The 19,305-nt window shown below is 57.7% G+C and carries 21 protein-coding genes; 4 read left to right on the top strand and 17 right to left on the bottom strand.

The window, feature by feature from the left end; all coding sequences use genetic code 11:
- Positions 1–90 precede the first annotated feature (90 nt).
- The 11 genes from VMJ32_04005 to VMJ32_04055 all read right to left on the bottom strand — a co-directional run bounded on the left by VMJ32_04005 (position 91) and on the right by VMJ32_04055 (position 8,749).
- On the bottom strand, positions 91–447 hold the full coding sequence (locus VMJ32_04005; protein HTQ38165.1) for a hypothetical protein: 357 nt from the start codon (positions 445–447) through the stop codon (positions 91–93).
- A 106-nt stretch (positions 448–553) separates the two neighbouring features.
- On the bottom strand, positions 554–1,045 hold the full coding sequence (locus tag VMJ32_04010) for a F0F1 ATP synthase subunit epsilon (GenBank protein ID HTQ38166.1): 492 nt from the start codon (positions 1,043–1,045) through the stop codon (positions 554–556).
- A 47-nt stretch (positions 1,046–1,092) separates the two neighbouring features.
- On the bottom strand, positions 1,093–2,583 hold the full coding sequence (gene atpD, locus VMJ32_04015) for a F0F1 ATP synthase subunit beta (protein HTQ38167.1): 1,491 nt from the start codon (positions 2,581–2,583) through the stop codon (positions 1,093–1,095).
- An 80-nt stretch (positions 2,584–2,663) separates the two neighbouring features.
- A complete protein-coding gene (atpG, locus tag VMJ32_04020; GenBank protein ID HTQ38168.1) occupies positions 2,664–3,575 on the bottom strand; it encodes an ATP synthase F1 subunit gamma in 912 nt (303 codons plus the stop codon).
- 219 nt (positions 3,576–3,794) lie between these two features.
- Positions 3,795–5,342 carry a F0F1 ATP synthase subunit alpha gene (gene atpA / locus VMJ32_04025; protein ID HTQ38169.1) on the bottom strand — a complete coding sequence of 516 codons (1,548 nt, stop codon included), beginning with the start codon at positions 5,340–5,342 and terminating at the stop codon, positions 3,795–3,797.
- Positions 5,299–5,943: an ATP synthase F1 subunit delta gene (gene atpH, locus VMJ32_04030; GenBank protein HTQ38170.1), complete on the bottom strand. Its 645-nt coding sequence runs from the start codon at positions 5,941–5,943 to the stop codon at positions 5,299–5,301. The genes atpA and atpH overlap by 44 nt, the downstream gene beginning before the upstream one ends.
- A gap of 47 nt (positions 5,944–5,990) precedes the next feature.
- Positions 5,991–6,677 carry a F0F1 ATP synthase subunit B gene (gene atpF, locus VMJ32_04035; protein ID HTQ38171.1) on the bottom strand — a complete coding sequence of 229 codons (687 nt, stop codon included), beginning with the start codon at positions 6,675–6,677 and terminating at the stop codon, positions 5,991–5,993.
- A 97-nt stretch (positions 6,678–6,774) separates the two neighbouring features.
- The gene (gene atpE / locus VMJ32_04040; protein HTQ38172.1) at positions 6,775–7,098 is read right to left on the bottom strand and encodes an ATP synthase F0 subunit C; all 324 of its coding nucleotides are present in this window, start codon (positions 7,096–7,098) and stop codon (positions 6,775–6,777) included.
- A 59-nt stretch (positions 7,099–7,157) separates the two neighbouring features.
- A complete protein-coding gene (atpB, locus tag VMJ32_04045; protein HTQ38173.1) occupies positions 7,158–8,024 on the bottom strand; it encodes a F0F1 ATP synthase subunit A in 867 nt (288 codons plus the stop codon).
- 55 nt (positions 8,025–8,079) lie between these two features.
- A complete protein-coding gene (locus tag VMJ32_04050; protein ID HTQ38174.1) occupies positions 8,080–8,502 on the bottom strand; it encodes a hypothetical protein in 423 nt (140 codons plus the stop codon).
- Positions 8,503–8,509: 7 nt separating this feature from the next.
- Positions 8,510–8,749, bottom strand: a complete 240-nt coding sequence (locus VMJ32_04055; GenBank protein HTQ38175.1) for a hypothetical protein — start codon at positions 8,747–8,749, stop codon at positions 8,510–8,512.
- 741 nt (positions 8,750–9,490) lie between these two features.
- Between VMJ32_04055 and VMJ32_04060 the strand changes: the two genes are divergently transcribed.
- A complete protein-coding gene (locus tag VMJ32_04060) occupies positions 9,491–10,654 on the top strand; it encodes a DUF4912 domain-containing protein (protein ID HTQ38176.1) in 1,164 nt (387 codons plus the stop codon).
- A gap of 190 nt (positions 10,655–10,844) precedes the next feature.
- On the top strand, positions 10,845–11,627 hold the full coding sequence (locus tag VMJ32_04065; GenBank protein ID HTQ38177.1) for a UvrB/UvrC motif-containing protein: 783 nt from the start codon (positions 10,845–10,847) through the stop codon (positions 11,625–11,627).
- Between the two features lie 36 nt (positions 11,628–11,663).
- Here VMJ32_04065 and VMJ32_04070 read toward each other — a convergent pair whose 3' ends face one another.
- Positions 11,664–13,091, bottom strand: coding sequence for a BNR-4 repeat-containing protein (locus VMJ32_04070; protein ID HTQ38178.1), 1,428 nt, complete (start codon positions 13,089–13,091; stop codon positions 11,664–11,666).
- A gap of 142 nt (positions 13,092–13,233) precedes the next feature.
- Positions 13,234–14,376 carry an N-methyl-L-tryptophan oxidase gene (solA, locus tag VMJ32_04075; protein HTQ38179.1) on the bottom strand — a complete coding sequence of 381 codons (1,143 nt, stop codon included), beginning with the start codon at positions 14,374–14,376 and terminating at the stop codon, positions 13,234–13,236.
- A gap of 74 nt (positions 14,377–14,450) precedes the next feature.
- Here solA and VMJ32_04080 point away from each other — a divergent pair, with 74 nt between their 5' ends.
- Entirely contained in the window at positions 14,451–15,056 is a 606-nt protein-coding gene (locus VMJ32_04080) for a YetF domain-containing protein (protein HTQ38180.1), read from the top strand.
- 15 nt (positions 15,057–15,071) lie between these two features.
- Here VMJ32_04080 and VMJ32_04085 read toward each other — a convergent pair whose 3' ends face one another.
- Positions 15,072–16,400 carry a hypothetical protein gene (locus VMJ32_04085; GenBank protein ID HTQ38181.1) on the bottom strand — a complete coding sequence of 443 codons (1,329 nt, stop codon included), beginning with the start codon at positions 16,398–16,400 and terminating at the stop codon, positions 15,072–15,074.
- 415 nt (positions 16,401–16,815) lie between these two features.
- Here VMJ32_04085 and VMJ32_04090 point away from each other — a divergent pair, with 415 nt between their 5' ends.
- A complete protein-coding gene (locus tag VMJ32_04090) occupies positions 16,816–17,778 on the top strand; it encodes an aspartate carbamoyltransferase catalytic subunit (GenBank protein HTQ38182.1) in 963 nt (320 codons plus the stop codon).
- Positions 17,779–17,928: 150 nt separating this feature from the next.
- Here the strand turns inward: VMJ32_04090 and VMJ32_04095 are convergent, their stop codons facing one another.
- From VMJ32_04095 to VMJ32_04105, 3 genes are all read right to left on the bottom strand, one after another.
- Positions 17,929–18,222, bottom strand: a complete 294-nt coding sequence (locus VMJ32_04095) for a hypothetical protein (GenBank protein HTQ38183.1) — start codon at positions 18,220–18,222, stop codon at positions 17,929–17,931.
- A gap of 137 nt (positions 18,223–18,359) precedes the next feature.
- Complete coding sequence (locus VMJ32_04100; protein ID HTQ38184.1) at positions 18,360–18,800, bottom strand: DUF1398 family protein; 441 nt, start codon at positions 18,798–18,800, stop codon at positions 18,360–18,362.
- Positions 18,801–18,942: 142 nt separating this feature from the next.
- Positions 18,943–19,305: ribosomal protein L7/L12 (locus VMJ32_04105; protein HTQ38185.1), on the bottom strand; the 363-nt coding region annotated here is incomplete at its 5' end.

Here is a 19,305-nt window from a genome sequence, read left to right on the forward strand (position 1 = left end):
AGGGTTGGGGGAACTGGAACCGACGCTGAATTACGTGATTTAGGGAGAAGCGGGCGGCTGTCGGTAGGCGGCGGGTCGCACGGATATAAGCTACTTGGCCCGGAAGCGCCGTAAAATCCGCACAAATTCGGCTTCCAAATCAGTCAGTAGCTGATCGGCATCGACTTCGACAAACTCCGTCCCGCTAAGCTTTGAGTCGGCAAGGTTTATCGGAGTGACTGGATCGGTTGTCATCCGATGGGCACGGTTGCCGGTTCTAGGGCAAAACGGTCGCTGGGCGGGAGTAAGCGCGGCGCCGATCTCGGACACCAGCTCGTCAATTTCGACCCATCCAATCACATCGCTCGCCAAGAGGAACCTCGCTGCAAATTTATCCGACTGTTGATTGAATCGGCCGTCTGAATGCTGGATACGGATGCCACTCCATGATTCATCTTCGGCAGCCATTTCCAACCGCCCTCAGCGATAGATGCTGGCCGATCCACCGAATTGCCGCGATTCGCCGTCTGGTAGTCCGCTGGACAGGTTTATGCGATCTATTAGTGGCTAGCAATTAACTAGACATACGGGCGTCAGCAGATCCGCCCACATGAATATCAGACGGTGACCTTCCATGTTCGGCGATACGCAATTGAGCGCGGGCTTGCTGCTGGAGGCGTTCGCGAATGGCCAGCAACTCGGGCGAGTTGGCTTTGCGGGCCCGAGCGGCAGCCAACTGTTCGCGAGCGACGGCGACGTTAAGTTTATCTGCCGGCACGGCGTTGTTGGTGAGGACGGAAACGACGCCATCGGCCACTTGCACGAACCCGCCATCCACGTAAAACCGGAAGAGTTTGCCATTTTCCTTGACCCGCAACTCGCCGTAACCGAGGCGGCCGATAAACGGGCTGTGATGGGGCCAAACTCCCATCTCACCGTCATAAAGGGGGAGGATGACAAACTGCGCCGGCGTTTCCAGAGCAGTGGCTTCCGGGGTAACGACGACGCACTCCAACACCGGGATGGGGCTGGTGACGTCGACTCCAGACTCGTAATGGTCGGGCATGTGGGATGATGGGTGGCAAACCGGCGATACCATCGCCGGCTTTGTGGTTATTTTTTGGCGGCGGCGGCCATTTTCTTGGCCTGTTCTTCCGCTTGCTCGATTTGTCCGACGTACATAAACGCTTGCTCGGGCAGGTGATCCCATTTGCCATCGCAGATTTCCTCGAAGCTGCGGATGGTTTCGCGGAGCGGGGTAATTTCGCCCGGCTTGCCGGTGAACACCTCGGCCACCAAGAACGGCTGCGACAGGAACCGTTCGATGCGGCGGGCTCGATTCACAATTTGCTTGTCTTCTTCGGCCAGTTCTTCCACGCCGAGAATGGCGATGATGTCTTGCAGCTCGCGGTAGCGCTGCAAAATGCCTTGCACGCGGCGGGCGATGGCGTAGTGGCGGTCGCCCACGTATTGCGGATCCAAAATGCGGCTGGACGAAGCCAGGGGATCGACAGCGGGGTAAATGCCTTTTTCCGAAATGGCGCGTTCCAGGTACAAAAACGCATCGAGCTGGCCGAAGGCGGTGGCCGGGGCGGGATCGGTGGGATCATCAGCCGGCACGTACACGGCCTGCACGCTGGTGATAGCGCCGCGGGAAGTGGAGGCGATTCGCTCTTGCAGGGCGCCCATTTCGGTGCCGAGCGTGGGCTGATAACCCACGGCACTGGGCATGCGTCCCAAGAGGGCGGACACTTCGCTGCCGGCCTGCGAGAAGCGGAAAATGTTATCGATGAACAACAGCGTGTCGGCGCCGGTTTTATCGCGGAAATACTCGGCCATCGTCAGGGCCGACAGGGCGACCCGCAAGCGGGCTCCGGGGGGTTCGTTCATTTGGCCGAAGACCATGCAGGTTTGTTCGATGACGTGTCGGCCGGTATCGCCGATTTTGGCTTCCTGCATTTCGAGCCAGAGGTCGGTGCCTTCCCGAGTGCGCTCTCCAACCCCGGCGAATACGGAGTAACCGCCGTGCGCGCTGGCGATGCGGGCGATAAGCTCGGTGAGGATGACGGTTTTTCCCAAACCGGCCCCGCCGAACAGCCCGGCTTTTCCGCCGCGGACGAAGGGGGTGAGCAAATCGATGACCTTGATGCCGGTTTCGAAGACTTCGGTTTTTGTGGACAGATCGGTGACGGCCGGGGGATCGCGATGAATGGGCCAGCGCTCTTCGGCCTTCACCGGGCCGCGGTTGTCGATGGGCTCGCCCAGCAGATTGAACACGCGCCCCAGGGTTTCTTTTCCCACGGGTACGGTGACGGGGCCGCCGGTATCGATGACTTCCATGCCGCGGACCATGCCGTCGGTGCTGCCCAAGGCCACGCAGCGGACACGGCCGCCGCCGAGGTGTTGCTGCACTTCGCCGGTGAGATGGATTTTGGCGCCTTTCACGTCGGCGTCGACGGTAATGGCGTTGTAAATGAGGGGGAGATGTTCTTCGGGAAATTCCACGTCGAAGGTGGAGCCGATGACTTGCGTAACCTTGCCGGTGTGCTGGGCGGTGGACGGTTGGCCGGAAGGTTGTTTTGACGGGGCGGTTGCAGTAGCCATGAGTTTGGTGAGTGGTTAGTAGTGGGTGGTGAGTTGTAATTAGCCCCCGGTTAATGACCAGGGGTTGAATGGTGTTCGGTTTATCCTTTCAGCGCTTCGACGCCGCCAAGGACTTCCATAATTTCGCCGGTGATTTGGCTTTGGCGGGCCCGGTTGTAGGCCATGGCCAGCGATTTGATCAGCTTGTCGGCGTTGTCGGTGGCTGACTTCATGGCCACTTTGCGGGCAATTTGCTCGCTGACGGCGGAATCGAGGAAGCACTTGAACAACTTAACGCGGAAACTGGTGGGCACGACTTCTTCCAAAATGCTGGCGGCCGAAGGAAGAAATTCGTACTGCGTTTCGGGGGCCGATTTACTTTCCGCTTGCGGTGTAGCGGTTGCGCCTTTACCCACATCGGGCAACGACAGCGAGGCCAGCGGCAGCAGCGTTTCGACCACGGTGGTTTGCTTGCTCAGGCTGTCGAAGCGGGTGTAAACCACGTCGAGCCGATCGAGCGCGCCGGTGATGTAATCGTCCAAGTAGCGCGTGGCCAGCAGATTAACCTCGGTGAACGAGGGTTTATCTTCGAAGTGCGTATATTGCTGGCTGCCTTTCAGCCCCCGGTATTTGAAGGCGGCGATGCCGCGCTTGCCGGAAATTTCCAAGTCGACTTGCGGGATGGCGGCTTTCAGCTCGTTGTAGCGGGCCCAGGCTATGCGAAACGCATTGGAGTTATATCCGCCGCACAGGCCGCGGTTGCCGGTGATGACCAGCAAAATGGCGCGGTTGGTTTTTTCGCGAGGCTGAAGAAGGGGATGGCTGACTTCCAGGCCGGTTTTTGACAAATCGGAAACGAGCTTGGTAATGCGCTTGGTGTAGGCCGTGGCGGCATGAGCGCGGTCCATGGCTTTTTTGAAGCGCGCGGTGGCGATCAATTCCATGGTCCGCGTAATTTTGCGAATGTTGCGGACGGAACGGCGGCGTTTATCGAGTGCTCGGGCTTTGGCCATAAAAAAGCGGTTAGCAATTAGCGGTTAGCATTCACCAACTTCGCACGCAATCTCTTCGCACTGATTAAATTCATGATTCCGGCCAAAATCCCTGCTGGACTCCAAATGGACGGGAATACGAATGCAATGGCAATACATGCTGCTCCTATTCCTGCGACAATAACCATGTCGGCTTTCAGCGACGTAATTCTCAGATGAAGAAATTTCATCGTTCGCTTCTCAAACCTTCGCCAGTGCAGGTTCTTTCTTTTGCGCGCCGCCGAATTGGGTTTTGAACTGCGCGATGGCGGCATCGAGGGCTTTCATGGTGTCGGCATCGAGATCTTTGGTGTCGGCGATTTTTTTGCGGATATCGGGTTTTTGATCTTTGATAAACGTGAGGTAGGCCTTTTCCCAGGCTGCCACCTGGTTACGCGGCACTTGATCCAAATGCCCTTGGTTGCCGGCGTAAATACTGAGCACCTGGTCGACGACTTCCATCGGTTGGTATTGCCCCTGCTTGAGCAACTCGACCATGCGGTAACCGCGGTCGAGCTGCTGCTGGGTGGCGGCATCGAGATCGGTGCCTAATTGGGCGAACGCTTCCAACTCGCGGAAGGCGGCCAGGGCCAGTCGCAAACCGCCGGCGACTTCTTTCTTTTTCATGGCCTTGATTTGGGCGGCGCCGCCGACGCGGCTGACCGAAATGCCCACGTTCATGGCGGGGCGAATGCCGGCGAAAAATAAGTTGGGCTGCAAATAAATTTGGCCGTCGGTGATGGAGATGACGTTGGTGGGAATGTAGGCGGAAACTTCGCCTTCCAGCGTTTCGATAATGGGGAGCGAAGTGAGCGAGCCGCCGCCCAAATCGTCGCTCAATTTGGCGGATCGCTCCAGCAGGCGGCTGTGGGCGTAAAAAACGTCTCCGGGGTAGGCTTCGCGGCCCGGCGGGCGACGCAACAACAGCGACAACTGGCGATAGGCTTGGGCCTGGCGCGACAAATCGTCGTACACAATCAGCGCATGCTGCTTGTTGTACATGAAATACTCGGCCATGGCGGTGCCGGCGTAGGGAGCAATGTATTGCAGCGGAGCAGGGGCGCTGGCTCCGGCCAGAATGACGGTGGTGTAATCCATGGCGCCATGCTTGCGGAGCGATTCGATGGTGTTGGCCACCGACGATTCTTTCTGCCCCACCGCCACGTAAAAGCATTTTACGCCGCTATTTTTTTGATTGATAATGGCATCGATGCCGATGGCGGTTTTTCCGGTTTTGCGATCGCCGATGATAAGCTCGCGCTGGCCGCGTCCGATGGGCGTCATGGCGTCGACGGCTTTCAGGCCCGTCTGCAGCGGCTCGCGCACAGGTTGGCGACCGGCGATGCCGGGCGCCATGGATTCCACGGGGCGGCGTTCGGTGGTAACGACGGGTCCTTTGCCGTCGAGCGGATTGCCGAGCGGATCCAGCACGCGGCCCATCACGGCCTCGCCAACGGGGACGCTGAGGAGCCGACCCGTGCTGCGGACTTCGTCGCCTTCCTCGATTTTCAAATAATCGCCGAGGATGATGACCCCGACGGAATTTTCTTCGAGGTTGAAGGCCAAGCCGGTGACGCCGCCGGGAAATTCGACCATTTCGCCGGCCATGACGCTGGAGAGGCCGTAGACGCGGGCGATGCCGTCGCCAACTTCCAGCACGCGCCCGACTTCGCGGACGTCGATGTGGGATTGATACTGTTCGATTTCAGTTTGCAGAACTGAAGCGATCTCGTCGGCTTTGAATTTCATTGATGCTCCTGGTCACCATTTGTTCCCGCAGCCGCTTGAGCTGCGTAGCGATTGATCCGTCGTACACCCGATCACCGACTCGCAACACCATTCCGCCGATGAGTTCGGGACGAACTTGTTTATCTACCAGCGGCAGCAAATGCAGCCGCTTTTGAATTTCCTGGGTGAGTGCCTGTTCCGTGCCTGCATCGAGCGGCTCCGCGGTGCTGACCATGACCCGCACCCGGTTTCGAACGCGATTGAACTCTTCGTGTGCGTGCAGATGCATCAGCCGGAGCATATCCATCCGGCCATGCCGTGCCACAACCTCTAGAAAGCTGAGAAACACCGGCGAGGCCAGTTTGCCCAACGCCTTTTTGAGGATGGCGGCTTTCGCGTCTTCTTCGACAAAACTGGACTTCAGCAACGCATCCAATTTTGGCAGCTTGTCGAGCACGTCGTCGATGAGCGAATCGAATTCTTGCAGCACTTCGTCGGTCTTGCCGGCCTTTTCGGAAGCGGCGATCAACGCCTCAGCATACACTTCCGCCGTGCGCCAGATGCCCGTGTCATAGGTGGGCAGTTTGGAGAACAGACGGGGCGTGGTGAGTTGATCGGGCATGGGGCGCACTTGCCCCCCGGTCATTGACCGGGGGCTAAATAAGGACATCAATTTTTACTGGGGGAAACACTGGCGAATTTGGAGAGCGAATCTTTGACTAACCGCGAGCGCTCCTCGGGGGTGAGCTTGGTGGTGATGATCTTACCGGCCAGCTGCACGGCTAAATCGGCACTTTTTTCCGAAAGCTGCTCGACCGCGGCGTCGGCGGCCGAACGAATATCGCGCATGGCGCGTTCGTGCTCGCCCTGGGCGGCGGCTTTCGCTTCCGCCACGATTTCCTGCTTGGTGTGTTCGGCGGCTTGCCGGGCTTCGTCCAACATGGCGCGAACCTGGTCGGCGGCGCCGGCCAGTTTGCGTTCATATTCGGCCAGCAATTGCCGGGCTTCTTCGTCCCTGCGGCGGGCGGCTTCGATGTTGTCGGCAATGTGGTGCTCGCGGCGATCCAAGGATTGGGCAATGGGGCCCCAGGCGAATTTTTTCAGCACGATGAACAACACGACAAAGACCACGAATGTCCACAAGGCCAAATCGGTTTTGAACTGCAGCGGGTCGGGATGACTTTCCGCGGGGGGCGGATTGCCGGCGGATGCGGCGGGAGGGGCCTCGTCGGCGGCGCGGGCAACGCTGGGGATAGTCAGCCACGTTGCGCTTACCACCAGTGCGGAGCAAAACCAGCAGGCAAAAGCCTGCCGCCACTGACGCAGGACCATCGCCCGTTTGGAAAAACATGGCATGGAACAGATCCTTGATTTGCGACCAAATGACAATATACCAACGAGCCGATAGCGCGCTTGAGCCACGCTAGGGGCTGGCGGCGAAACCGCTTCCGGCTTATTTGAAGAACAGCTTCAACAAGCAAACCAACAGTGCGAAAAAGGTGGCGCCTTCGATCAAGGCCGCCGAGACGATCATCGCGCCTTGGATTTTGTCAGCCACTTCCGGCTGCCGGGCCATACTTTCTACCGCGGAACCGCCGATACGGCCGATACCGAACCCGGCGCCCAAAATGACGATGCCTGCGCCCAAGGCAATTCCCAGGTCCATACTGAACGGCGCCGGCGGAGCTCCGCCAGCGGCCGGCCCTTGCGCCATGGCCGGGGAAGCCACCAGTAACATCAGCGCACACAAGGCAAAAACACGGGTCAACTTATTCACTCTTGCATCTCCTTTTGAATGTTGGGCACTGTTTCGGAAGGCGATTTGGATCGCTTACGTCAATGCGGGTGGACCGCCATTCCGATAAACAACGCCGACAAAAATGTGAAAACATAAGCTTGGATAAAAGCGACTAATAGCTCCAATAAACTCAACGTGACGATGCTGAGCACACTGATGGGCATAACGCCCCAGAATAAAATGCTGGTGGCCGTCGCCCCGATAAAGGCCAGGATGACCGCCAACACGAGGTGGCCGGCCAACATGTTCGCCAAAAGACGAATCGCCAACACGCCGTGCTTGATGAACATGCCGATGACTTCGATGACAAAAATCATGGGGATGAGGAAGATGGAAAGGACAAACGGCAATTCGAGGTGCGGCACTTGCGCTTTCCAAAACCCGAGCGCCCCGAATTTTCCCATCCCCGTCGACAGCACGACGATAAAGGTGATGATCGCCAGCGCGCCGGTGACCGAAAGGGACGCGGTGGGCGAACCGGCCCAGGGAAGCAGGCCGAACAAATTGCAAATTAAAACGAAGAAAAAGGCGTTCCAGAGGAAGGGCAGAAAGCGCTGGGCATCGTGGCCAATGGCCGGGTGGGCGACTTGATCGCGAATGAAAACGAGCATGGCTTCCAGCATGTTCCACCAGCGGCCTTTGGGCGTATCGCTTTTTTTCATGCGGTTCGCCAGGCGGATGAAGACGACCGCCATGAGCAGGGCCACGGTCAGCTCGATGAGCATGAACTTGGTGAGCTGGAAGTGATAGCCCTCGACGTTGACGCGCTCTTCAACCTTTTCGCCCGTCAGGGAGATGCGTCCGCCCAAAAATTTGGGCAGATCGATGTACGTGGTATCCTGGACGTGGCCAAACAAATGGCTTGGGGAGAGGAAGTCTTCGTGTTGTCCTTCAGCTTCGGCCATAATCCGTAGATCGATTTGCGGCGAATTTCCCGGTAAAGAGGACAGATTCCACTCGTTATCCCAGTGGCTTGGCGCCGAACTGTCGCAGCACCGCCAGCAAGGTGTCGACGGGCAATTCGGCGAGATAAAACACTAATATGTAAAACACAAAACCAGCATCGGCCAAGCGCGATTTCGACAACAGGGCAACCAAGCATGCCGAGAGTGGCACGATCATGCGAATGATCATGCCGATTAACAATTTCGTAAATGCCGCATTCGAATCGTGGAGTAATTCGCCGATTGCCATGCCGGCTGCCGAAGCGCCCCACACCACCGCGGCGGCGGAACCATCGGCCCAAAGGCCATCGGCGCCCGATAGGGTAAGCGCAAGCGGCAAAGTCGCCAGGCAAATGGCGGCCAGCACGAGCGCTGAAAGGGCGAGTCGATGCGCCAGACTCAATTCCGCAATCCGCTGTTTCACGGCGGGATTTAACATACAAGGATCAGAGGTTCTTTAAATCTTTGCTTTTGGTAAACCTGATTAAATGCATGATTGCCACCGTCATGCCTGCGGCGAAGCCGAGCAAAGCCAGCACGATCATCGCCCCAGCGCCGAACCAATGACCAATCCATAAGCCAATCAATCCAGGAACGACCATCTCAGCGGCAATCACGATGATGGTTGTTGCCCAGCCGTACGCCAGCGAAATGATCGAGCGATTATCCTCGGGAGGATGATCCATGGATCACAAATTGGTGAACGATGACGGCAGAAAACCATTGAACTGTTTTCTCATGGAAGCCCATCGTTGGCATCCGTTGCATCCGAAGTCCGGCACTCCAAACCCGGCTGTCGCACCGCATCAAACACTGCTCCAACCCATGTCGCAGGAGACGGTTAGGGCACAATCTAATCGGGGGCCGATTAGGCGTCAACGAGTCGTGGGATGAATTTGTGATTTTTTTCACGAAATCCTGCGTGGCCGCGCATCCCATTTGACAGAAAAGGCTTGCGGACGGGTGTGTCAAGGAGCGCGGAGTGCTGATTGGCTTGCTAAGAACCAGGCCAAGAACGTCTATGAGACCACAAAACCGTGATCAGTTGGAACTGCGGGCCGACGTCGGCGTCTTAAAAACACATAAGTTACTAGCAAAAAACAGCTTATGAACATCGTCGCATATTCACGCTTAATCGAGACTAATGCGGCCGATTAGTTGCGTTTTTTGCGATTTCTGGTTAGAATCGGGATAAGCAGGTGTAGTTCCGGCTGGTTCTGGCAACTGAAATAACCGGCCGGAAATAGTGCCTTCTTCATCACTTAAGTTGATGGGCCGTAGAGCGTCGGCCTCGTCCGGACAGGGAGTGCCGAGAGGTTACCGCAAGGTTGAATTCGGAAGGTCAGGGACGATTCTCTTAAATCACCTTGTACCAGGTGTTTGCGCAAATTGTGCAGCGCCGGGAAGAAGTAAAGGGACGTCCACGAATGACCGCCCAAACACTACGTGCCCGAAGCCTCAAAGATTTGGCCGACATGGCCCGCAAGCGAGGCGTCAATGGCTGGCACGCCATGCGTAAAGATCAATTGGTCCGGGCATTGTTGCACGTTGCTAAGCGGGCTGGCGCGACATCGAAATCGCCGAGCAAGAACGGGGTAAGTATGAGAAATTCGAGGCCGATTAAGCGCGCAATTACTGGCCGGAATAGTTCGGCAGGAAATCGGAGTTCTGCACGGCGCAGGATCGGCCGGACTACGCATCATCCGCGAATCACGGCGCGGTTGGAACAGGCGAAAGTGCGGCTGATGCGGGCAAAAATACTTGCGGTTGATAGTTTGGATGGCCGTACCGGGGCACCCGCGAAAGACCGGCTGGTGGTCATGGTTCACGACCCCTATTGGTTGCACGCCTATTGGGAGTTGACGCCAGCCGGAGTGGTTCGGGCTCAAGCGGCCTTGGGTCAACACTGGCATACGGCCAAGCCGATGTTGCGAGTGTTGGAAGTGTCCGGGTCTGGTTCATCCACAGCCGCGGAACGAGTGGCGCGCGACATCGCAATTCATGGGGGGGTGAAAAATTGGTACATCGACGTGGGCAATCCCCCGCAAACGTACCGGCTGTTAATTGGCTATTTGGCGAGCAACGGCCAGTTTTTTTCGCTGGCCCGCAGCAACACGGTCAGCACGCCGGCCAGCACGAGCAGCGAAAAGCTGGATAACCATTGGACGGAAGTGGTGGAAAATTGTGATAAAATTTACGCCATGAGCGGCGGTTATTCAGCGGAGACCAATTCCAGCGAATTGCAGGAGGTGTTGGAAGAGCGTCTGCGTCGACCTGTGGGGGCAACCTTAAGCAACCGCTACAGTGCGGAGCAGTTGATTTCGCAGGACCGCACGGTCCGCTTTCGCGTGGAAACGGAAATGGTGATCCACGGGACGACGCATCCTGACGCACAAGTGACCCTGCAAGGAGCGCCGATCAAGCTGCGTCCGGACGGCAGCTTCAGCGTGCGGGTCGATCTACCGAATCGACGACAGGTGATTCCACTGGTGGCCGCCACGAAAGACGGCAGCTCGCAACGCACCATTGTGTTGGCGGTGGAGCGGAATACAAAGATCATGGAACCGATCAACCGCGAACCCACCCAATAGGCCGGCTTCGCGTGGTGGGGAGAAAGTCGGAAGGCGGTTTCTGTCGCCGACCCTATCGCGGCTCCTCTTGCCCGATCAGCCTTCGGACCCCATCATAGTGAGTTAGTGCGCATTTATAGTCCGTGCATTGCATTACCGCGTGCTTTCAATTACAAGTCGACCGTCAACGGCATACTGCCTGATTTAGCCCGTGTCTAACGATCTGACCCCAATTCTCGAAGGCTGGGAACACGACCCCGATCGGTTCGCCGTGCGGATTATCCGGGGTGACGACGGTCGCGATAAAATTCAAGTGCGGCTGGATTTGGGACTATTGCAAATGGAAATCGACGGGCGGCCGGACGGCCAGCGGCCTGAAGGGCAAGAATCGTGGTTCGATCTGTATCGCCTCCGTCAAAAAGAACACGATGCGGCGCATCCGGACGGGGCGTCGTTCCAACTGACCCCCGACCAGTGCCAGCTTTTGCTGCGTGAAGGGGTGCAGTATTACCATCGCTATTTGAGCTTTTGGCATTTGGAACGGTACGAGTTGTGTGCCCGCGACACTTCGCGGAATCTGAAATTGTTTGCCTTCGTGCGTGAATTCGCGGCCAAAGACCAGGACCGGTTGTTGTTCGATCAATATCGACCCTACGTGACGATGATGCACACCAAAGCGGTAGCCACACCGCTGGTGGAATTGGGGGATTACGAAGCGGCCATCAAAGTTGTCGACGCAGGGATAGCGGGCATCCGGAAGTTTTTGGGTGAGTACGAGCAACTGGACAAGGCCGACCGCTGCGGCGAGCTGGTCCACCTGGAAAAATGGCGAGAGCAAATGGTGAATCGTCAGCCAGCACTTCCGCCGCCGCCGCCCGATCCGCTGGATCAACTCAAGGCCGATTTGCAACAGGCGGTTGCCGAGGAACGCTTTGAAGAAGCGGCCCGGCTGCGAGACGAACTGCGGCGCCGCAGCCCGGAACCGAACCTTTAGAAGCCGACATGGATCCGAAGAAAAGGGAGTTTGGCTTCACTGCTTCTGATCAATCACACCCACGACTTGCATGTCGTAATCTTGGCTGCGGCGCATATTTCCGCGGAGCCATAGGACGGCGGTAGCGCCGGGATTCCAATGGCGGACAATCGGCCGTAAATTGTCAACGGACGAATTTTGCGTGATGGGCGTCCAAAGCCAGGCGGCGCCGCCATCGGTCGTTTGCCCCTTGAAAATTTCGTGCTTGGTCAGGGGTGTGTTGTCGCGGGGATCGATGGGGACGGAGATGTATAGGACGCTGGGGTCATCCGGATCGAGCGATCCGCCGCCGATGTAATCTTGCTCGTGCTCCCACAGCCGGGCGCCGCCTTTGGCCAGTTGATGCGTCTGCCACTGCTGGCCGTCGAAGCGGGCATAGAAAAACCGATGATCGTTGAAGTTGCTGTTTTCCGGATCGTCGTTGGCACGGCAGGTAAGGAGCGCACAGGGCCGGCCTTCGCTGTCGAGCGCCAAATCGGCGTCCCAGCAGTGGGTCATCTTCTCGCCATCGACCTGGGTATTGGCGGCCAGCACGGTCGTCAATTCGTGGGCCGGGGGCGCTTTGGAATTCAGATCGAAGATATTTTCGTTCACCACAGTTCCATCGGAGCGGTGTAGTTTTCCGTCTTTGACGTAGCCGTGATAAATGCTGTTGTTGAAATCGCGGGGATGATGCTCGGTGGTGATGAAATCGATGCGGTCCTGGCCGTTGGAGACGTATTTGACATAGCCGTCGACATAGCCGACGTTGTTGTCGGTCAGCAGCTTACCACCGTACGACCACGTGCTGCCGTCATCGGTGGAAACCAAAAAGCTGGGATCGCGATTGACACTGCGGACGAAATCGTAAGTTCGCTTCTCCACCGGGAGATAAAACAGATTTGAATAGGTTGAAAAATTACTGCCGATCGAGGCCGGAGGCAGCGACCAATCGAATGTTTGCTCGTCTCCCCAGTGGAGTGCATCGTGTGGATTGGTGGAAACTCGCCAGCGCGTAAGCGTATCGTGATTGTGCTTTGTGTAGACGGCCAAGTAACGGCCGTCGGGGCGGATTAAAAAGGCGGGCGCGTCGTGATCGTCGGCTTCTTGATGCTCGTGCAGCACGACGAGTTGGCTGGAGCCGGCGGCGATGTCGTAAACAGTTGAATCAATGTTTCCGTGGCGCGGCTCGCCCCCCATGCCCGCCTTGTTGGCCACGGAGCCAATCAGCATGGTTCCGGCGACAGGATCGACAATGACCCGCTTATCTTGATACCAACACCAGGCGCCGTTGTCGTTGAACACAACCAGCTTTCCGGCGACCACATCTTTGGGTTGGTCGGATGGTTTAGGACGCTCGGGCTCCGGCGTGGTGGAATCCGCGGCCATGCCAACGGCGATCAGGCTCCAACAGCACACACCAACGAACAAACAGCGGTGAACCATGAGCATAGAATTCGACATCCTAAATCTGGGAAGCACAGAAGTAGCGCGCCGACAAGAAGAGCCAATGCTTTGGATATTATGGCAACTGGCTAAGGAAAAATACAGGTTTGAAAACGGCGGGAGCAACTTCTATGGGGTAGTTCTACACGGTTCCAAACCTCCGGCGGTTTAGAAAGCCAATGGGGTGACTGGTACGGCCGGCCAGCGCCAAATCGGCCAAAATTTCACCGAGTACGCAGGTGAACTTGAAGCCATGCCCGGAAAGCCCAGCCGCAAACACTACTTGCGGAAATTGCGGATGCACGTCGACAATGAAGTTTTCATCGGGCGACATGGTGTAGAGACACACGCTGTGATGCAGATGCGGCCGACCTACGCCGGGAATGTGTTCCCGGAGAAACCCTTCCACGCGGGCTTGATCGTTGGGGTCCAACTGTCGATTGACCTGCAGCGGATCGGCCAGCGATTGCTTTTTTTCACGGTTGCCATGTTCCGCGATTTTGAATCCGAATTCGTCCACTTGCGGAATGCCGTAAGGGCACTGGGGCGTGTCGAACAGATAGGCAGGGCAGCCGCGGTCGGCCCTTAATGCATCGTCGATGATGGGATACCAAAACACCGGAGCGCGGAGGACCGTCAGTAGGATGCCGAGATGGGATAAAAGTTGTCCGGCCCAAGCTCCGGCCGCCATGACTAATTTGCCGGCGTGAAATTGGCCGGCGTCGGTGTCGACCGACACAGTTCCATTTTCCACGGACCAACAGAGCACTTGCACCCCGGTTTGCAATTCGGCGCCGAGTATTTGGGCTTCGCTCAGATGCGCTAAAACGCAGTCTTCCACGTCGAGATAACCGGCGCGCTGCTCGAAAACGGCTTCCCAATCATCGGGGATACGGAACGCCGGAAAGCGCGCCATTGCTTGTCTGGCAGTCAGGCGATCGACTAATAAACCGTGCTGCCGGGCGGATTCGAGGACCCCCGGAACCACTCGCCCATTGGACGGCCCGATTTGCAATAGGCCGATTTCGTGATACAGCCGTTTGCCGCAGCGCTGCGACAGTTCATCCCACAGTTCGTAGGCGCGAAGCAGCAGCGGCACGTAATCTGAATGTTCGAAGTAGGCCTGGCGGATAATGCGGGTGCGGCCGTGAGAACTGCCCCGATCGTGCCCCGGCGGAAAGCGATCCAAGCCCAGTACTTTTACGCCGTGCTGTGCCAAATGATATAGCGCAGCACTGCCGACGCCACCGGCTCCGCCGATCACAATGACGTCGTAGGATGACATGGAAATGGGAGGCTGGTAGTCTGGTGCCTGGTCGATCTTTCTTACACACAAACATCTATCTTTCGGAGTACGTCATGTTACTTGCCGACGTCGAAACCGTCACGTTCGCGCAGCACGTGGGAAATTTTCTACATCAACTGTTTGGCGGCGACATTCCCGAGACGCCGCTGGCATTGTATCAGGTGGCGGCGCGGGCAGCGCTGGTGTATTTGGCGGGCTTGGTCGTGGTGCGCATCGGGAAAAGCCGACTGATTAGCCGCACGACGTCGCTGGACGTGATTTTGGGTTTTATCCTGGGTTCGCTGCTGAGCCGGGGAATTACCGGGAGTGGGTCGATCAGCGGCACGTTATTGGCCTCGGCGGTGATTGTGGCGGTCCATTGGCTGCTAACGGCCATTGCGTGCCGGTCGCATTGGTTCGGGAATTTACTGAAAGGATCGTCGGAATTGGTGGTCGAAAATGGACAAGCGTTGCTGCGACCGATGCGTCGCCACCATATTTCGGATCACGATTTGATCGAACAGATTCGGCTGCGCGGGGTCGACAATTTGCAAGAAGTGCGGGCCGCTTATACGGAGCGCAACGGAGAAATTAGCATGCTCAAGCGGGAGTCGCCGCCGCGCATTGTCGACGTGGCGGTGCAAAACGGGGTGCAAACGGTGCGGATAGCGCTGGGGTAGAGGCCGGCGAAGTCCTCAATCGGCCCCGACAATCGTAAACGGAATGCTCGACTGCGCCGTTTTGTTGCCGAGCGTGTCTTCGACGGTCAACTGCAGTGTGTAATTGCCGCTGTCAATTCGATTGGGCAGGTACAAAAAGTATCGCACAAAGAAGTCGCGCCGCGGATTTTTGCACCATTCTTCCGTGGTCGGGTATTCTTGCTCCGCCACCTGCGCGCCCCGGCTGTCGAGCAGTTGGTAGTTGCACTTCAAGGCGGTGTGATAACCTTTGTCAGAGTTGTCGCTGGAAAAGTTTTCTACTTCGGCATATAGCACCACTTCCTGCCCTGGCTTGAATTCGTTCTTCGGAAACGGCTTGTAGATGCCGTAGCTGAGCACTTCGGTGCAAAAGGCCAGATTGCGGGCCATCAACTTGCCCGACTGACCCAACCGGGCCGCCGCATCGCGTAAATGCTGGGCCGCCTCGGCATTGCGGAGCTGAACGTCGGGCATGTGCTGCTCGTCCAGCGCGGTGGCCAGGCCGAACAATTCTTCGTTCCAGAATTCTTGAGTGGCTTCGTCGGCATTGGAGATTGGCTTTACTGCATCGTCGTGGCGACCGGCCGCCAAATAGAGCATGCGCAGCGTGGCTTGATCGGCTGGAGTGAGCGGGGTGGTGACGGCGCTGGAATTGGCGGCGCCGGCATTACCGGTGTGCGCTTCCAGCGCCTGAATGGTCGAAGCCAATTGTGTGCGCCAATCGTCCGGCGTGGCGGCGGGAAGATGGACTTCCGGCAGGTGCGTATCGGGATAGTTCGATGCAAATTCAGCGGGGGCCGATTTCGGCGACACGATGCCGTCGTCTCCGGCAGGCAATTTTTGTGGGCCGATGTTGCCGGCGGCAGGGCTATCGTTATATGCGGCCGGTTGCACGATGCCGCTTTGCTGTGCAGCCAAATGGACATATTCTTCAGATTCTATTTCCTTGTGATAGGCAACAGATGCCCGGAAGGTTTGCACCAATTGCGGCCACAGCGATGGATCGGTCTTTTTCATGTCGTCCAGCAGTGCATTTTGGGCCGCCGGATCGAGCGTGCCCAATTGTTGCACTTCGCCCATAATGGTAGCCAGCTCGGCGGGCGGAACCGTTGAGCCGGCGGCAGGAGCAGTTCCAACGCTGGCGGAGCCATGATCGGATGCGGCACCGTTTAGGGTTGCGGGACTTGTCGCTGTCGCCGGAGCTTTGACATCGGCTGCGGCTGTCGTGGGTGGCGCTGGTCCGCGGAAATAAATGCAGCCGGTGCAGAGGGTCAGCCCGGCCATCGCGGTCCAAGCGCTGCGCAAGATGAAATGTCGGGCGGCCATGGGTCGCAGCCAGAAAAGGGTTCGGGGTTCAGGAAACGGAATTCGAAAGACAAGAAGTGACAAGCAGCAGGATTAGTCCGCTTGCGGTTTAGCCGCGAGCCAACGGCGAGCGTGGCGATTCCAACCGCCAACCGCCAGAGCAATGCCATGGGAATCCACCGTAGGGAAAAGCGGGCCGGATGGTAGGAAATTGGCCCGACAACAGCAAGGCGAACTCTATGGTTAAGCACTTCGCAGGACCAGCGAAAAAAAATGCAACTCACAACGTCGCAGTATCTTGCGACCAAGTGCCGGCTATGCATGCACGGCGGACGATGATAGAATCCGAGGTTGTCACCCTGTACTTCGCGCTTTGTGCATTCCTGCGGCGTTAGGGATTGCTCCGGCCGCCCAATACAAGGATTCATCTGCGCGCATGAGCACCGCCTTCGACGAATTTGCCACGATTCCGGCCGCCTGGACCCGGCGGCACTTGCTCGATTTGGAAAGCTTGACGGCCGCGGAAATCACGCTGATTCTGGATACGGCGGGGCAGTTCAAAGAAGCGACGGGCGGCTGCAAGCACAAAATTTCCGTGCTGCAGGGGAAGACACTGGCGAATTTATTTTTCGAGAACTCTACTCGCACGCGGACCAGTTTTTCGCTGGCGATGCGGCGTCTGGGGGGCGATACGGTGGATTTTTCCGCCTCCGGCAGCAGCCTGTCGAAGGGGGAAACCTTTATCGATACGGCCAAAAACATCGAGGCCATGAATGTCGACGTGGTGTGCGTTCGCCACAGCACACCGGGCACTCCCAAGTTGCTGGCGGAAAATTTGGAATGCAGCGTCATCAATGCCGGCGACGGGCCGCACGAACATCCGACGCAGGGCTTGCTCGACATGATGACCATCCGCGAACACCGGGGCCGGTTGGATGGCCTGACTGTGGCGCTGGTCGGCGACATTGCTCACAGCCGGACGGCCCGGAGTAACATTTGGGGGCTGAAAAAACTTGGCGCGCACGTCATTTTATGCGGGCCGTCGACGTTGGTATCGCCATTGTGGGAACAGCTGGGGGTGGAAATCTCGTATAGCCTGGACGAGATTTTACCGCGCTGCGACGTGCTGAACTTGCTGCGGATTCAATTCGAGCGGCAAAACACACGGCCGTTCCCTTCGGTCCGCGAATATGCGCTGCTGTATGCGATGAACCGCGAACGCCTGGCCCATGCCAAAAGCGACGTGTTGATTCTTGCTCCCGGGCCGATTAACCGGGGTGTGGAAATCAGCGCCGACGTGGCCGACGGCAGCCATTCGGTCATCTTGCACCAAGTGACCAACGGCCTGGCGGTGCGGATGGCGGTGTTGTGGCTGGTGTGCGGCGCTGGGGGAGTGTGAACATCCTGCACTCTGGCGCGGGGAAACTACGCCGGGCCTAACGACCAAGAACTGAGCCACGCCGCCGGTGACTGCCGCCAACCCGAAACCCGCAGCGAAAACTGACAGGCGTAACCGGCGTTGGCTCAAGTGATGTGTTAGGCCACATGGTCATATCTTCTCCAACAAATCTCGCGGTGTTGCCCATCGCCACTCGGCTGGCATCTCCGCAAACTCGTCAATCTCCTGAAAATGAAAATCCTTCGCGCCACAAAACGGACAAACTGCTCCGCGCTCCAGAAAAATAAGCCGCGAAAGGTCGGTCGGGTCGAAATAGAAATCAAGCAACTCATCATCCTCGACGCCGAAACGTCCGCAGCACTCTGTCCGGCATAACTGATAATCCGAATTGCTGCAACCTGAACGGCTGGCCGCTTCAAACGTATGCTTAACAATGAGCGACATGATGTGGCCTAACGATCCAAAGCTGAGCCACGCCGACGGGCGAGTGGCTCCGCTGGCTCGATAATCATTGTATAACTCAAACCATCCATAAACTCAATGGGCAGTCGGCGTTGGCTCCAGCGCGGTGTTAGGCAGCGTCACTTTTTATACTCGCCGTCAGGTATCAACTCCACATGAATCTTCTGGCCGGACTTGTCGAAATAGGAACAAGTCATGGCAAACAGGTCACACACCCATTTCTCAACTCCGACTTCGCCCACCAGACGGCAAAGCGTCGGATAATCGGAAAGGCCGCGTTGATGTTCCGAGATGATTCGTTTCAGGGCTTCCAAATCTGCCCGGGCGCTCACGGAATGCGGCGGCCCCATCTTCTCCAACGTCAGCACTCCGCCGCCCTTGCTGTGGAAGACATTGGCGCCCGTCTCAATCATGTGGTCGTAGGAAGTGACTCCAACGCTCTTGAGTTCCCGGATGAGAGCCGGGAAGTCCGCGCCAGTCCGCGGTCGGGAATAAATCGCCTTGAGGTTTTCAGCCGTGAACGACGCCGAAGGCGCTGTTTCAGTTTTTTTCGTATTCATTTCTTTTCCTTTCGTGTTTAGTTTGGTGTGACGCTCAACGCTGCCTAACGACGGCGTTCACTTGCCGGGCCGGCTGCAAGGAACGTGGTGTCTCAAAAAAGTGTCATGGCGGCCCGGTCAAGTGCAACGTCATGGTTCGGCCCTACCGCCGCCCCTCGCTGTACTCTTCGACGGCCCGCTTAGCCTCGGCCAGCCCGGCGCCGGTCTCCTCCCGGTACGCTTTGATGGCCGCGATTTTGCGGGCCGGTCCTTCGTCGGCCAGCGCCTTCCACGCCGCCTTCGGGGCGGGCGTGTAGTCCAGCCCGGCGTGGGTCAGCAGCAGGTCGAGTTTCTCCTCCACCCGGGCGAGCCGGTCCCGGTCGGCCGGGCCGAATCTCGCCCGGACCGCCGCTCCGCCAGCCAACACGGTGAGGATGGCTGCGAGGATGGCTGCGAGGATGGCGAAGTCGGTAAACTCCAGAACCGCGAACAGCATGGGTGTATCCTCCGTCTCTACTCGCCGAAC

The sequence above is a fragment of the Pirellulales bacterium genome (assembly GCA_035499655.1).
GTDB lineage: Bacteria > Planctomycetota > Planctomycetia > Pirellulales > JADZDJ01 > DATJYL01.